At 58.9% G+C, this 14,739-nt stretch carries 13 protein-coding genes; 11 read left to right on the top strand and 2 right to left on the bottom strand.

All coding sequences use genetic code 11. The features are described 5' to 3' along the window. Positions 1-91: 91 nt before the first annotated feature. Positions 92-991 (top strand): transcriptional activator NhaR, encoded by a 900-nt coding sequence (gene nhaR, locus FOT55_RS02870; RefSeq protein ID WP_004932962.1) that lies wholly within the window; start codon positions 92-94, stop codon positions 989-991. Between the two features lie 71 nt (positions 992-1,062). Here the strand turns inward: nhaR and rpsT are convergent, their stop codons facing one another. After that, entirely contained in the window at positions 1,063-1,326 is a 264-nt protein-coding gene (gene rpsT, locus FOT55_RS02865) for a 30S ribosomal protein S20 (protein ID WP_004932960.1), read from the bottom strand. 390 nt (positions 1,327-1,716) lie between these two features. On the opposite strand from rpsT, the gene ribF reads away from it, so the two are divergent. Genes ribF through ispH form a run of 5 tightly spaced genes read left to right on the top strand, consistent with a single transcriptional unit; the run spans position 1,717 to position 7,433 of the window. Then, positions 1,717-2,655, top strand: coding sequence for a bifunctional riboflavin kinase/FAD synthetase (gene ribF, locus FOT55_RS02855; RefSeq protein ID WP_025301522.1), 939 nt, complete (start codon positions 1,717-1,719; stop codon positions 2,653-2,655). 32 nt (positions 2,656-2,687) lie between these two features. Further along, positions 2,688-5,504 carry an isoleucine--tRNA ligase gene (gene ileS, locus FOT55_RS02850; RefSeq protein ID WP_147823062.1) on the top strand — a complete coding sequence of 939 codons (2,817 nt, stop codon included), beginning with the start codon at positions 2,688-2,690 and terminating at the stop codon, positions 5,502-5,504. Positions 5,505-5,517: 13 nt separating this feature from the next. Continuing rightward, complete coding sequence (lspA, locus tag FOT55_RS02845; RefSeq protein ID WP_025301524.1) at positions 5,518-6,027, top strand: signal peptidase II; 510 nt, start codon at positions 5,518-5,520, stop codon at positions 6,025-6,027. 1 nt (position 6,028) lies between these two features. Beyond that, on the top strand, positions 6,029-6,499 hold the full coding sequence (gene fkpB, locus FOT55_RS02840; protein WP_038628869.1) for an FKBP-type peptidyl-prolyl cis-trans isomerase: 471 nt from the start codon (positions 6,029-6,031) through the stop codon (positions 6,497-6,499). Then, positions 6,480-7,433, top strand: coding sequence for a 4-hydroxy-3-methylbut-2-enyl diphosphate reductase (gene ispH, locus FOT55_RS02835; RefSeq protein ID WP_025301526.1), 954 nt, complete (start codon positions 6,480-6,482; stop codon positions 7,431-7,433). Before fkpB ends, ispH begins: the two co-directional genes overlap by 20 nt. A 272-nt stretch (positions 7,434-7,705) precedes the next feature. Here ispH and FOT55_RS02830 read toward each other — a convergent pair whose 3' ends face one another. Beyond that, positions 7,706-8,611 carry a LysR family transcriptional regulator gene (locus FOT55_RS02830; protein WP_225735560.1) on the bottom strand — a complete coding sequence of 302 codons (906 nt, stop codon included), beginning with the start codon at positions 8,609-8,611 and terminating at the stop codon, positions 7,706-7,708. 212 nt (positions 8,612-8,823) lie between these two features. Between FOT55_RS02830 and pvcA the strand changes: the two genes are divergently transcribed. The 5 genes from pvcA (at position 8,824) to carA (ending at position 14,736) form a co-directional block, all read left to right on the top strand. Next, on the top strand, positions 8,824-9,789 hold the full coding sequence (gene pvcA / locus FOT55_RS02825; protein ID WP_025301528.1) for an L-tyrosine isonitrile synthase: 966 nt from the start codon (positions 8,824-8,826) through the stop codon (positions 9,787-9,789). Positions 9,790-9,884: 95 nt separating this feature from the next. Next, positions 9,885-10,748, top strand: a complete 864-nt coding sequence (locus tag FOT55_RS02820) for a TauD/TfdA dioxygenase family protein (RefSeq protein ID WP_049207249.1) — start codon at positions 9,885-9,887, stop codon at positions 10,746-10,748. 24 nt (positions 10,749-10,772) lie between these two features. Next, entirely contained in the window at positions 10,773-12,032 is a 1,260-nt protein-coding gene (locus FOT55_RS02815; RefSeq protein WP_147823164.1) for a glycosyltransferase, read from the top strand. A 263-nt stretch (positions 12,033-12,295) separates the two neighbouring features. After that, a complete protein-coding gene (gene dapB, locus FOT55_RS02810; RefSeq protein WP_025301531.1) occupies positions 12,296-13,117 on the top strand; it encodes a 4-hydroxy-tetrahydrodipicolinate reductase in 822 nt (273 codons plus the stop codon). A gap of 470 nt (positions 13,118-13,587) precedes the next feature. After that, positions 13,588-14,736, top strand: coding sequence for a glutamine-hydrolyzing carbamoyl-phosphate synthase small subunit (gene carA, locus FOT55_RS02805; RefSeq protein ID WP_147823061.1), 1,149 nt, complete (start codon positions 13,588-13,590; stop codon positions 14,734-14,736). Positions 14,737-14,739 lie beyond the last annotated feature (3 nt).

The following is a 14,739-nucleotide window of genomic DNA, read 5'->3' as shown; positions in this document are numbered from 1 at the left end:
GCTATACGTTGTCTGAAGCAGGGAAAGGAAGTTTGTCGCTCGTCACGGCACACCGTTTGCCGCTGCGAAACGTTGTTAAGGAGAGCCGCTCGTGAGGATGTCGCATATCAACTTTAATCACCTTTACTATTTCTGGCAGGTCTGCAAGGCCGGTTCCGTGGTCGGCGCCGCTGAAGCGTTGTTTCTGACGCCGCAGACCATCACCGGCCAGATCAAGGCGCTAGAAGAGCGGTTGGACGGCAAGCTGTTCAAACGCCAGGGGCGCGGGTTGGTGCCTTCGGAGCTGGGGCAGTTGGTGTTCCGCTATGCTGACAAGATGTTTATGCTCAGCCAGGAAATGCTGGATATCGTCAACTATCGCAAAGAGTCGAATCTGCTGTTCGACGTCGGCGTGGCGGACGCGCTGTCGAAGCGCCTGGTCAGCCAGGTGTTGGAAACGGCGGTGGTGGTGGACAACGAACAGATCCACCTGCGTTGTTTTGAATCGACGCACGAGATGCTGCTGGAGCAGCTCAGCCAGCACAAGCTGGATATGATCCTGTCGGATTGCCCGGTGGACTCCAGCCAGCAGGAAGGGCTGTTCTCGCTGAAGCTGGGCGAGTGCGGCATCAGCTTCTTCTGTCGCCAGCCGGCGCCGGAGTTGCCGTTCCCGGCCTGCCTGGAGCAGCGCAAGTTGCTGATCCCCGGCCGCCGTTCGATGCTGGGGCGCAAACTGCTCAACTGGTTCAATACGCAGGGCATCCAGGTGGAGATTCTGGGCGAGTTCGACGATGCGGCGCTGATGAAGGCTTTCGGCATGTACCACAACGCGATCTTCGTGGCGCCGACGCTGTATGCGCAGGATACCTACAACGATGATAACGTGGTGGAGATTGGACGTATAGACAGCGTGCAGGAGGAGTATTACATCATCTTCGCCGAGCGCATGATCCAGCATCCGGCGGTGCAGCGCGTGTGCAACAAAGACTTCTCGGCGCTGTTTTCCTGCTAGCGGTTCACTGAACGCAGGGCGTAAAAAAACCGGCCTGAGCCGGTTTTTTTATCAAGCAGATAACGAAATGCTTACTGCATTGCGTTGATGCGTGCAGTCAGGTTTGACTTATGACGCGCTGCTTTGTTTTTGTGGATCAGGCCTTTAGCTGCCTGACGGTCCACCAGTGGCTGCATTACCAGGAATGCATTTTGTGCTGCTTCTTTGTCGCCAGCTGCGATAGCTGCGTCTACCTTCTTGATGAAGGTACGCACCATTGAGCGACGGCTTGCGTTATGCTTGCGGCGTTTCTCAGACTGTACGGCGCGTTTCTTAGCTGATTTGATATTAGCCAAGGTCCAACTCCCAAATATATTCTATTGAGGACAATTCAAAGGCCGAGGAATATGCCCTTTTAGCCTTCGTTTGTCAATGGATTTGTGCAAATAAGCGCCGTTTGTACAGGCGGCACTCGCTACGTTGTGATGGCGCAGGATTTTACCAGCTTCGCTCTTGGGAATACAGTGTTTCGCGAGAAAATTCGCCAATGATTTGCCGCGGCGGGCGCAAGCCGTTGGCCGCGGTCGAGAATCGGCCCGGCGGCGCGGGATAAGCTGCGGTGAAGCCGTTTCACGCGCAGATTATCTCCGGTATGGTATGTCTATTACATAAAGGCACCAATCGCGGGTTAACCTTACCGGCTGTACAAGGTATAATCCGCCGATTTCCACTGTTTTGAGCCAGCTATGGAGCTAATTCGCGGCATTCACAATATCCGGGCGCGCCACCATGGTTGCGTGCTCACCATCGGCAACTTTGACGGCGTACACCGCGGTCATCAGGCGCTGCTGGAGCAGTTGAAGCAACAAGGGCAACGCCTCGGGCTGCCGGTGATGGTCATGATCTTTGAGCCGCAGCCGCTGGAGATGTTCGCCGCAGACAAGGCGCCGGCCCGTTTGACGCGCCTGCGCGACAAGGCCAACTATCTGGCGCAGGCGGGCGTTGATTACCTGCTGTGCGTCAAGTTCGATCCGCGTTTTGCCGCCAACACCGCGCAGGCGTTCGTCGCCGAGCTGCTGGTGGAAAAACTGGGCGTCAAATTCCTGATGGTGGGGGATGATTTTCGCTTTGGCGCCGGGCGTCAGGGCGATTTTCCGCTATTGCAGCAGGCCGGAAAAGAGTATGGCTTCGACGTGGTCAGCACCCCGACCTTCCGCGAAGGCGAGCGGCGCATCAGCAGCACCGCGATCCGCACCGCGCTGAGCGAGGACGATCTGCCGCTGGCAGAGACCCTGCTGGGCCACCCGTACAGCATCTCCGGGCGCGTGGTGCACGGCGATGAGCTGGGCCGCACCATCGGCTTCCCGACCGCCAACCTGCCGCTCAAGCGCCTGGTGGCGCCGGTGAAAGGGGTGTATGCGGTGGAGGTGTACGGCCTGGGGCCGCAGCCGCTGCCGGGCGTGGCCAACATCGGCACGCGTCCGACCGTCGCCGGCGTGCGCCAGCAGCTGGAAGTGCATCTGCTGGATGTCACAATGGATCTTTACGGGCGCCATATTGAGGTGGTGCTCCGCGCAAAATTGCGCAATGAACAACGGTTTGCTTCGCTCGATGCCCTGAAGCAGCAAATCGCCAATGATGTGGTGACGGCCCGGAAGTTCTTCGGGCTACAGACACCGGTTTAATCTCTATAGCCGAAAACGGAACCGAGAATCTAATGAGTGACTACAAGAATACCCTGAACTTGCCGGAAACAGGGTTCCCGATGCGCGGCGATCTCGCCAAGCGCGAACCTGGCATGCTGCAACGTTGGTATGAACAGGATCTGTACGGGATTATTCGTACTGCCAAAAAGGGCAAAAAAACCTTCATTTTGCATGACGGCCCTCCGTATGCGAACGGCAGCATTCACATTGGTCACTCGGTTAACAAGATTCTCAAAGACATTATCATCAAGTCGAAAGGGATGGCCGGCTTCGACTCGCCTTATGTGCCGGGTTGGGATTGCCACGGCCTGCCGATCGAACTGAAGGTGGAACAGCTGTACGGCAAACCGGGCGAGAAGCTGACGGCGGCCGAGTTCCGCCAGAAGTGCCGCGAGTACGCGGCCGAGCAGGTTGAAGGTCAGAAGAAGGACTTCATCCGCCTGGGCGTGCTGGGCGACTGGGATCGTCCCTACCTGACCATGGATTTCAAAACCGAAGCCAACATTATCCGCGCGCTGGGCAAGATCATCAGCAACGGCCACCTGCTGAAAGGCGCCAAGCCGGTTCACTGGTGCACCGACTGCGGCTCATCGCTGGCGGAAGCGGAAGTGGAGTACTACGACAAGACTTCGCCGTCGATCGACGTGACCTTCCATGCGGCCGACGCGGCTGCCGTGGCGGCCAAGTTTGGCGTGAGCCACTTCAACGGCGCCATCTCGCTGGTTATCTGGACCACCACCCCGTGGACCCTGCCAGCCAACCGCGCGATCTCGCTGCATCCGGACTTCACCTATCAACTGGTGCAGGTTGACGGCCAGTGCCTGATCCTGGCGGCCGAACTGGTGGAAAGCGTGATGAAACGCGCCGGCATCACCGAGTGGACGGTGCTGGGCAGCTGCAAAGGCGCCGATCTGGAGCTGTTGCGCTTCAAACACCCGTTCATGGACTTCGACGTGCCGGCGATCCTCGGCGAGCACGTGACGCTGGACGCCGGTACCGGTGCGGTGCACACCGCGCCAGGCCACGGCCCGGACGACTTCGTGATCGGCCAGAAATACGGCCTGGAAGTGGCCAACCCGGTAGGGCCGAACGGCTGCTACCTGACTGACACCTACCCGCTGCTGGACGGCAAGTTCGTCTTCAAGGCCAACGATCTGATCGTCGATCTGCTGCGTGACAAAGGCGCGCTGCTGCACGTCGAGAAGTTCTTGCACAGCTATCCGTGCTGCTGGCGCCACAAGACGCCAATCATCTTCCGCGCCACGCCGCAATGGTTCATCAGCATGGATCAGAAAGGCCTGCGTCAGCAGTCGCTGGAAGAGATCAAGGGCGTGCAGTGGATCCCGGATTGGGGCCAGGCGCGCATCGAAATGATGGTGGCCAACCGCCCGGACTGGTGCATCTCGCGTCAGCGCACCTGGGGCGTACCGATGTCGCTGTTCGTGCACAAAGAGACCGAGCAGCTGCACCCGCGCACCGTTGAGCTGATGGAAGAAGTGGCCAAGCGCGTCGAGCAAGACGGCATTCAGGCCTGGTGGGATCTGGACGCGGCCGACATCCTCGGCGCGGAAGCCGCCGACTACGTGAAAGTGCCGGATACGCTGGACGTCTGGTTCGATTCCGGTTCTACCCACGCCTCTGTTGTCGATGTGCGCCCTGAATTCAACGGCCACGGCGCCGACATGTATCTGGAAGGCTCCGACCAACACCGCGGCTGGTTCATGTCATCGCTGATGATCTCCACCGCGATGAAGGGCAAGGCGCCTTACAAGGAAGTGCTGACTCACGGCTTCACCGTCGACGGCCAGGGCCGCAAGATGTCCAAGTCGATCGGCAACACCGTCAGCCCGCAGGATGTGATGAACAAGCTCGGCGGCGACATTCTGCGTCTGTGGGTGGCGTCGACCGATTACACCGGCGAGATCGCGGTATCCGACGAGATCCTCAAGCGTTCCGCCGACTCTTACCGCCGCATCCGCAACACCGCGCGCTTCCTGCTGGCCAACCTGAACGGGTTCGAGCCGAGCACCGACTGCGTGGCGCCTGAAGACATGGTGGTGCTGGATCGCTGGGCGGTCGGCCGCGCGCTGGCGGCGCAGCAGGATATCGAGCAGGCTTATGCCAACTACGATTTCCACGAAGTGGTGCAGCGCCTGATGCAGTTCTGTTCGGTCGAGATGGGCTCCTTCTACCTGGATATCATCAAGGATCGTCAGTACACCGCCAAGAGCGACAGCGTCGCCCGCCGCAGCTGCCAGACCGCGCTGTATCACATCGTGGAAGCGCTGGTGCGCTGGATGGCGCCGATCATGTCGTTCACCGCAGACGAGATCTGGGGCTTCATGCCGGGCAAACGCGCGCAGTACGTGTTCACCGAAGAGTGGTACGACGGCCTGTTCGGGTTGGCGGAAGGCGAGCCGATGAACGACGCTTTCTGGGCTGAGCTGCTGAAAGTGCGCGGCGAAGTGAACAAGGTGCTGGAGCAGGCGCGTGCCGACAAACGCCTCGGCGGTTCGCTGGAAGCGGCGGTGACGCTGTATGCCGACAGCGAGCTAGCGGCTCGCCTGAACAGCCTGCAGGATGAGCTGCGCTTCGTGCTGCTGACCTCTGCGGCAAGCGTTGCGCCATTGGCGGATGCGCCGGCCGACGCGCAGGCCTCCGAGCTGCTGAAAGGGCTGAAGATCGCCTTCAGCACGGCGCCAGGTGAGAAGTGCCCGCGCTGCTGGCATTACACCACCGATATCGGTCTGGTGGCGGAGCACGCAGACATCTGCGGCCGCTGTGTGAGCAACGTCGCCGGTGACGGCGAGAAGCGTAACTTTGCCTGAGAACTCGCGCCTGATGAGTAAACCAATTTGTTCGACCGGCCTGCGTTGGCTGTGGGTTGTAGTGGCGGTGCTGGCGCTGGATTTCGGCAGCAAGCAGTGGATCCTCGCTAACTTTACGCTGGGCCAGTCCCAGCCGTTGATCCCGTCGTTCAACCTGTTTTACGCGCGCAACTACGGCGCTGCGTTCAGCTTCCTGGCCGATCACGGCGGTTGGCAGCGCTGGTTCTTCGCCGGCATCGCCATCGCCATCGTCGCGGTGCTGCTGGTGATGATGTACCGCAGCGCGGCGCAGCAGAAGCTGAACAACATCGCCTACGCCTTCATCATCGGCGGGGCGTTGGGCAACCTGTTCGATCGCCTGTGGCACGGTTTTGTGGTCGATTTCATCGACTTCTACGTCGGTGACTGGCACTACCCGACCTTCAATCTGGCGGACAGCTTTATCTGCGTGGGTGCGGCGATGATCGTGCTGGAAGGTTTCCTGTCGCCGGCGAACAAAGGCGCAAAGAGTAAAGGTGAGTAACATGACGGCTCAGATTATCAGTGACAGCGCGGTGCTGGTTCACTTTACGCTGAAACTGGAAGACGGTTCGACCGCCGAATCTACCCGCAGCAGCGGCAAACCGGCGCTGTTCCGTCTGGGTGACGGCAGCCTGTCGGCGCCGCTGGAAGCGCAGCTGCTCGGCCTGCGAGCGGGCGACAAGTGTGCCTTTACCCTGCAGCCGGAAGCGGCGTTCGGCGCGGAGAACCCGGATCTGGTCCAGTTCTTCTCGCGCCGCGACTTCGCGGAAACCGGCGTGCCGGACGTGGGTACCATTATGCTGTTTACCGCCATCGACGGCAGCGAAATGCCGGGCGTGGTGCGCGCGGTGGCGGAGGATTCAATCACCGTCGATTTCAACCATCCGCTGGCGGGCCATCCGGTGACCTTCGACATTGAAGTGCTGGAGATCGATCCGCAGCAGGAGGAGACGCATGCAAATATTGCTGGCTAACCCGCGTGGCTTCTGCGCCGGGGTTGATCGTGCGATCAGCATCGTGGAACGTGCGCTGGAGCTGTATGGCGCGCCGATCTACGTACGGCATGAAGTGGTGCACAACCGCTACGTGGTTGACAGCCTGCGTGAGCGGGGCGCCGTGTTTATCGAAGAGATCGCCGAAGTGCCGGACGGTTCTATCCTGATCTTCTCGGCGCACGGCGTGTCTCAGGCGGTACGCGCCGAAGCCAAGGCGCGCGATCTGACCATGTTGTTCGACGCCACTTGCCCATTGGTGACCAAGGTGCATATGGAAGTGGCGCGCGCCAGCCGCCGCGGCACCGAAGCGATTCTGATTGGCCATGCCGGTCATCCGGAGGTGGAAGGCACCATGGGCCAGTACAGCAACCCGAAGGGCGGCATGTACCTGGTCGAATCGCCGGAAGACGTGTGGAAGCTGCAGGTGAAAGACGAAAGCAATCTGTGCTTCATGACGCAGACCACGCTGTCGGTTGATGATACCTCGGACGTGATTGACGCGCTGCGTCAGCGCTTCCCGAGCATTATCGGTCCGCGTAAGGATGACATTTGCTACGCCACCACCAACCGTCAGGAAGCGGTGCGTAACCTGGCCGGCGATGCGGATGTGGTGCTGGTGGTGGGGTCAAAGAACTCTTCCAACTCTAACCGTCTGGCTGAACTGGCGCAGCGCGTGGGCAAACCGGCTTATCTGATCGATTCGGCGGCGGATATTCAGGAGAGCTGGCTGAGCGAAGCGCGCAATATCGGCGTTACCGCCGGCGCCTCGGCACCGGACGTGCTGGTGCAGGAGGTGATCTCTCGCCTGAAAGCGCTGGGCGGCCTGGACGTGCATGAAATCAGCGGGCGTGAAGAGAACATCGTGTTTGAAGTGCCTAAAGAGCTGCGGGTGGACGTTCGTCAGATTGACTGACATGCGCCGGCGGATGACAGCGGGGAGCTTAGGCTTCCCGTTTTTTTTGGAATCGTGCCGCGTTAAAAATAACATGCCATGCATATTCAAATTTTCTGCTAACTAAAGTCAAATTTATTCTGAGTATTTGAAATAACGGCGGTGTATTTAATTATAAAGGCTGGCGAAAAGTCATTAATCAGAATATCATTAGGCTGCAATCTAAATGAGGCCCGGTGTTGGCAAAGTGATTACAATAATTACAATAATGGATGTTGCAGATGTTTCTTATTTTATTCCTGTCGAATATGTTCTACGGCCGTTAATCCCTTCTCCTGCAAATAGAGTTTCATATGTTCCAGCAACCGTCTGACTTTTAATGGCTGGATCTCCCTGCGCGGCATAATGGCATAGCAATTAATTTCCGGTAACCGCCAATCGGGCAATATTTCAATCAGCTCACCGCTGCGCAATTCACGTTCAACGTTGGCGAAGAAATTGCGAATGATCCCCTTGCCGGTCAGCGCCAACTCCTTCATCGCCATACCGCTGTTGGTGAACAAACGCCCCGTCATACGCATGCGGTGTTCGCCGCCGTCGCGATGGATAAGACGGACAAACTGCGGGTTGCCGAGCGGTGTAAAGGTGACCCAGTGGTGATGGCTCAGCGCCTGCGGTGAATCCGGCACGCCGTGGTGTGCCAGGTAGGCCGGTGAGGCGCATAACACTTCACGGCAGCGCGCCAGCCGCGTGGAAACGTAGCTGGAGTCGGCCAGCACGCCGCCACGTATCGCCAGATCGATGCGTTGCGTGATGAGGTCTATCTTCTCATCGTGGATTTCCAGTCGCAGCGTAAGCTGCGGGTGTTCATCGAGGAAGCTTTGCAGCGCCGGCACCAGATAGTGGGTGGCGAATTCAGTGGAGGTGGCGACACGCAGTTCGCCGACCAGCTCGCCACGCAGCGCGGCGATCCGTTGTTGGCCACGTTCGGCTGCGTGGATCATCAGCAGGCAATCTTCATAAAAACACAATCCTGCTTCGGTCAGACTCAATGAACGCGTCGATCGCAACAGTAATTGAATGCCCAGATGTTCCTCCAGCTGGCGAATATGTTGGCTGACGGCGGAGGTCGTCATGCCCAATTCTTTTGCCGCCATGCTGAATGCGCCGCAATCGACCACTTTTGAGAAAATGGCCATGCGTTTTAAAATATTGCTCATAGTTTGTTAAGCACAACTTAACCAAGATTGTGAATTATACGGGCTAATAATATAGCACCATCTCTTCTATATTGCCTGAAGCATATAAACGCCGGGCTGATTATTATTTTGCAGAGATTTTTTCTCTTTTTGATAAATCTTATTGCGCTTATCAATAATACACCCGCGCCACATCGCAACAGGAGCTCATTGTGGACAGCGCTCAGAAAGAAGAAATATCGTTAAAGATCCTACGTGAATTATTGCAATACCGCCGCCGTTTCCCCGGCGACGACACCTCGATCGCCGAAGAAGAACGGCGGGTCACTCAGGTGCAATTGCCGCGCATTCGGGCATTCATCGAAAACGAGCAACGTATCGAATTCGTGCTGCCGGCCTTCCCGACCAAGTCGCCCAACACCAACAAGGTGATCGGTGCGGTGCCGGACATGGCGGAGCGGCTGTCGCTGATCTTCCTCAACTCGCTGTGCCAGCGCATTCAGCTCTATTACCCGCCGGGGGCGCATATCGTTATCTGCTCCGACGGTCACGTGTTCGGCGATCTGATCCGCGTCAGCGACGACGCGATCAACCACTATCAGCGCGAGATTGAAAGCCTGCTGCATGAAGTGGGCGCGACATACCTGAGCGTGTTCAACCTCGGCGATGTCAAAGGCCTGGCGGAGCATACCGATGATTATGATCTGCTGCGCCGATTGTTGGTGGAGGGCTATGCCGAATCGGAAGAGGCGATCAAACAGCAACTGATGCAGGACGAACAGGGCCTCTTGCTGTACCGCGCCATCACGCGTTTCCTGTATGAAGACAGCCAACTGCCGGGCTACAGCGGTTCCAACGCCGCGCTGCAGAAAGACGCCAAACAGCGCGCTTGCGGCGTGATCCAGCGCAGCTGGGCCTGGGGCAATCTGCTGGCGCAGCACTTCCCGGCGGCGATCCGTCTGTCGATTCACCCGCAGCCGGTCGACAGTCTGAAAATGGGTATCCACATGATGCCGACCAAAGACGACTGGCTGACGCCGTGGCACGGCGTGGCAGCCAACGTGAACGGCCAGTTCGTGCTGATGAAACGTAAAGACGCGCAGAGCCTGGACGGCGAGCTGGTAGAGATCCGCGGCACGCCGAGCCATTACCTGATCGAACAACCGCAGATGGCCTGAGGCCGCTGCATGCTTTTGCGCCCGAAATCCTGACGGGCGCGTTTTTGACGGCACGTTGCCGTGTGAGCAGCACATTCGATGCAAGGAGAATACTGATGAACAACCAACCGCTTAATTGCCATATCCAACCGAATACCCCGTTCGGCGCGATCCTGACGCCGCAGCATCCGGGGCAAAAGATCGGCGAGCTACCGGTGGCGGCGCTGCGAGCGCTGGCGCAGGAGCACCACTTGCTGGTGCTGCGCGGATTCGACTCCGGTTTCAGCGATGGGGAGGTTCTGACGCGCTACGCCGAGCAGTGGGGCGAGATCATGATGTGGCCGTTCGGCGCGGTGCTGGACGTGAAGGAACATCCTGACGCCAAGGATCATATTTTCGACAGCAGCTACGTCCCGCTGCATTGGGATGGCATGTATAAGCCGACCATCCCCGAGTTCCAGCTGTTCCACTGCGTGGCGGCGCCGTCGCAGGACGAAGGCGGGTGCACTACCTTCGTCGATACCACGCGGCTGCTGGCCAATGCGGACGAAGCGTTGCTGGATCAGTGGCTGTCGGTGTCGATCACCTACCGCATCAAGCAGGTGGTGCATTACGGCGGAGAAGTCTGTTCGCCGTTGGTGGTGCAGCACCCGAACGGCAGGGGCTTGATCATGCGCTACAATGAACCGCCGACGGAGGGGAAAAAATTCCTCAACCAGCATGCGCTGGAATATCACGGCGTGCCGGAACAACAGCAGGAACAGTTCCATCACACTCTGCAGCAGCACCTGTACGATCCGCGTCACTATTATGCCCATCAGTGGCAACAGGGCGACGTGGTGGTGGCGGACAATTTCTCGCTGCTGCACGGCCGTGAGGGCTTTACTGCCCGTTCCGCGCGTCATTTGCAGCGCGTGCATATTCAGAGCAACCCGGTGTGCGCCAATCTGGCGCTGAAGCCTGCCAACGCAGAAGCGTAAAGGAGCATTATGGCAAGGATACTGATGGCGGCGGTCGCCACTCCGGGGCACGTCTACCCGATGTTGGCCATCGCTCGCCACCTGGTTGCCCAAGGGCATCAGGTGCGGGTGATGACCGGCGCGCTGTTCCGCGAACGCGCCGAAGCGGCTGGGGCGAGCTTCGTGCCGTTCGACGCGCAGGTGGATTTCGACTATCGCCACCTGGAGGAGCATTTCCCCGAGCGCGCCGCGCTGCCGCCGGGCAATGCGCAGATGGCGCTGGCGCTGAAAGATTTCTTCGCCGCGCCGATCCCACTGTTGGATCGTCAGCTGCGTGCGGCCATCGCCGCCGAAAAGACCGATCTGCTGATGGTGGAGAACTGCTTCTACGGCGTGCTGCCGCTGCTGCAGTCCGCCGAACGGCCGCCGGTCTTCGGGATCGGCGTCACGCCGCTGTCGTATTCTTCGCGCGACGCCATTTTCTATGGCCCGCGCATCCCGCCGGCGCTGCTGCCGCGGGCGCTGACCCGCGAGCAATTGGTGGATGAAGCGACGCGGGTGTTGCTTGATGAGGTGCAGCAAAGCTTTGATGCCGCGCTGGTGCAAGCGGGCGGGCGGCCGCTGAATCGCCCGTTTACCGATGCGCTGATCGGCGGCTGCGAGCGTTTCCTGCAGTTGGCCACCACGGCGCTGGAATATGAGCGCGACGACCTGCCGAGCGGTGTGCGCTTCGTCGGGCCGCTGCGCAGCGGTGGTCAACCGGCCGCGGAAGAGGCGCTGTGGGAGGAGGACGATCGTCGGCCGCTGGTGATCGTGTCTCAGGGCACGCTGGCCAATGTCGATCTGCATCAGCTGATCGTGCCGACGCTGCAGGCGCTGGCGCATCTGCCGGTGCGGGTGTTGGCCACCACCGGCGGGCGAGCGACCGAAGGGCTGATGGACGCGTTGCCGGACAACGCCCGAGTGCGGGCGTTCATCTCCTTCGAACACTGGTTATCGCAGGCGGCGCTGCTGATCACCAACGGCGGTTACGGCTCGATCAACTATGCGCTGGACAGCGGCGTGCCGCTGATTGTCGCCGGCACCGGCGAGGACAAGCTGGAGGCGGCCGCGCGCGTGGTGGCCGCCGGCTGCGGCATCAGTCTGCACACCAGCACGCCGAGCGCAGAACAGATCCTGGCGGCGGCGTCGCGTATTCTGCAGCAGCCGATCTATCGGCAACGCGCAGCGCTGGTGCGTGAGGACTATGCCCGCCACGATGCGCTCACGGCGATCGCCAACGAAGTGGCCGCCATTACCGCCTGACCTCGCAGTGTTCCTTTCCCCAGGCGCCGTTTTCGGCGCCTTTTTTCTGCATTTTCTTGCCATGGAAACTGCATGATTATGTACAATCGTCGCAGGCCGCCAAATCGGTTGAATGTTAATCTCACGACAGCGCCGCTGATGAAAGCGGGGGAATATCATAATTTTCTAATTATGAAATGAATCCTCTGGCGACGCTGAAGTGGGACGGTTACCCTGAATCGATAGCCTAATGGGATAGGCGTCAAAACAAGAAGAGAGCAAGCATGAGTGATTCACAAATCCGCATTGCGATTGCGGGCGCCGGCGGCCGGATGGGCCGTCAGTTGATCCAGGCGGTGCAGCAGGCGGAAGGCGTGGTGTTGGGAGCGGCGCTGTCGCGCCCGGGTTCAAGCCTGATCGGCGTCGACGCCGGCGAGCTGGCGGGCATCGGCGCGCTGGGCGTCAAGGTGAGCGACAGTCTGGATAACGTGGCGAGCGAGTTCGACATTCTGATCGACTTCACCCGCCCTGAAAGCACCCTGGGCTACCTGGAATTTTGCGTGGCGCACCATAAGGCGATGGTGATTGGTACCACCGGCTTTGATGACGCCGGCAAGCAGGCGATCCGCGATGCGGCGCAGCATATCGGCATCGTGTTCGCCGCCAACTTCAGCGTCGGCGTCAACCTGGTGTTGAAACTGCTGGAGAAGGCCGCACAGGTGATGGGCGACTATACCGATATCGAAATCGTCGAGGCGCACCACCGCCACAAAGTGGATGCGCCGTCGGGCACGGCATTGGCCATGGGCGAAGCGATCGCCGGCGCGCTGGGGCGCGACCTGAAAAGCTGCGCGGTCTATGCGCGCGAAGGGCATACCGGCGAACGCGATCCGAAAAGCATCGGCTTTGCCACCATCCGCGCCGGCGACATCGTCGGCGAGCACACCGCGATGTTCGCCGACATCGGTGAACGGGTGGAAATCACCCATAAGGCCTCCAGCCGTATGACTTTTGCCAGCGGCGCGGTGCGCGCGGCTTCCTGGTTGCATAACCGGGATAAAGGCCTATTTGATATGCGCGATGTGCTAAGTTTGGACCAGATATAACTAAATTGAATACCATCGTGATGTGGTTGTGTTGATCATAATGCTATGATAATAGGGCAATAATTTTATTGTCCTTTTTTTTAACATGATAAATATTATGTTTTGTTTACTTTGTCATTGAAGTGGTTGTTTTTGTGTGTTTATCCTGCTGATTACCTCCGTTTTTTCCGCTTACAGCTTTTTTAGCGTCTTTTTCGTCCCATTCTGGCCGCGTTTTCCGTCATTCTTCCCCGCAACCGTTTCCTAGCCCCGGTTTTCTGTGTTTTTATCGCCGCTCACGCCGCATGAGCGCCGAGAACTGCAAAAATAAAACAAAAAATGGCAGTTTGGGTAGACAAGCCAGGCACTCATCATTAAAATGCGCCCAATTTGCCAAAAATTGGCCTCGCGGACGGTTTTTGCATTGATTTAGATCGCGATATCTGAATTAATATGCAAATATTGTGATTGATTATTCCTCGGAGGATGTTTTGATAAAGTCAGCGCTATTGGTTCTGGAAGACGGAACCCAATTCCACGGTCGGGCCATCGGGGCAGAGGGAACGGCAGTGGGGGAAGTGGTCTTCAATACGTCGATGACCGGTTATCAAGAAATCCTCACTGATCCTTCCTATTCCCGCCAGATCGTTACTCTTACTTATCCTCATATCGGCAATGTCGGCACCAATGCTTCCGACGAAGAATCCTCCGCAGTACACGCCCAAGGCCTCGTCATTCGTGACCTCCCGCTGATCGCCAGCAACTACCGCAGTGAAGAAAGCCTGTCCGACTACCTCAAGCGTCACAACATCGTGGCGATCGCCGATATCGATACCCGTAAATTGACCCGCCTGCTGCGCGAAAAAGGCGCCCAGAACGGCTGCATCATCGCCGCCGACTCGCCGGACGCCGCGCTGGCCCTGGCCAAGGCGCAAGGCTTCCCGGGGTTGAAGGGCATGGATTTGGCGAAAGAGGTCACCACTCAAGAGGCCTACAGCTGGCAGCAAGGCAGCTGGACGCTTGAAGGCGATCTGCCGGAAGCCAAAACCGCCGCGGAACTGCCGTTCCACGTGGTGGCTTACGACTACGGCGCCAAGCGCAACATCTTGCGCATGCTGGTGGATCGCGGCTGTCGCCTGACCGTGGTGCCGGCGCAGACCCCAGCCGACGAAGTGCTGAAAATGAATCCGGACGGCATCTTCCTGTCCAACGGCCCGGGCGACCCGGAGCCGTGCGACTACGCCATCGCCGCCATCAAACAGTTCCTGGAAACCGACATTCCGGTGTTCGGCATCTGCCTGGGCCACCAGCTGCTGGCGCTGGCCAGCGGGGCGAAAACCATGAAGATGAAGCTCGGCCACCACGGCGGCAACCACCCGGTGAAGGATCTGGACAACAACACCGTGATGATCACCGCGCAGAACCACGGCTTTGCGGTAGATGAAAACAACCTGCCGGCGAACCTGCGCGTGACGCACAAATCGCTGTTCGACCACACGGTGCAGGGCATTCACCGCACCGACAAGGCGGCGTTCAGCTTCCAGGGGCACCCGGAAGCCAGCCCAGGCCCGCACGACGCCGCGCCGCTGTTCGATCACTTTATCGAACTGATTGAGACTTACCGTTCTAACGCCAAATAATCA

The organism is Serratia bockelmannii (genome assembly GCF_008011855.1).
Taxonomy (GTDB): domain Bacteria; phylum Pseudomonadota; class Gammaproteobacteria; order Enterobacterales; family Enterobacteriaceae; genus Serratia; species Serratia bockelmannii.
The sequence above is the reverse complement of the archived record's forward strand: the minus strand, read 5'-3'. Positions and strand labels throughout refer to the sequence as shown.

Coding starts and splice junctions, on each gene's coding strand:
- FOT55_RS02815 (WP_147823164.1), top strand. CDS start 10,773: ATGGCGGCGGTCGCCACTCCGGGGCACGTCTACCCGATGTTGGCCATC.
- ispH (WP_025301526.1), top strand. CDS start 6,480: ATGCAAATATTGCTGGCTAACCCGCGTGGCTTCTGCGCCGGGGTTGAT.
- fkpB (WP_038628869.1), top strand. CDS start 6,029: ATGACGGCTCAGATTATCAGTGACAGCGCGGTGCTGGTTCACTTTACG.
- FOT55_RS02830 (WP_225735560.1), bottom strand. CDS start 8,611: ATGGCCATTTTCTCAAAAGTGGTCGATTGCGGCGCATTCAGCATGGCG.
- FOT55_RS02820 (WP_049207249.1), top strand. CDS start 9,885: ATGAACAACCAACCGCTTAATTGCCATATCCAACCGAATACCCCGTTC.
- ribF (WP_025301522.1), top strand. CDS start 1,717: ATGGAGCTAATTCGCGGCATTCACAATATCCGGGCGCGCCACCATGGT.
- dapB (WP_025301531.1), top strand. CDS start 12,296: ATGAGTGATTCACAAATCCGCATTGCGATTGCGGGCGCCGGCGGCCGG.
- ileS (WP_147823062.1), top strand. CDS start 2,688: ATGAGTGACTACAAGAATACCCTGAACTTGCCGGAAACAGGGTTCCCG.
- lspA (WP_025301524.1), top strand. CDS start 5,518: ATGAGTAAACCAATTTGTTCGACCGGCCTGCGTTGGCTGTGGGTTGTA.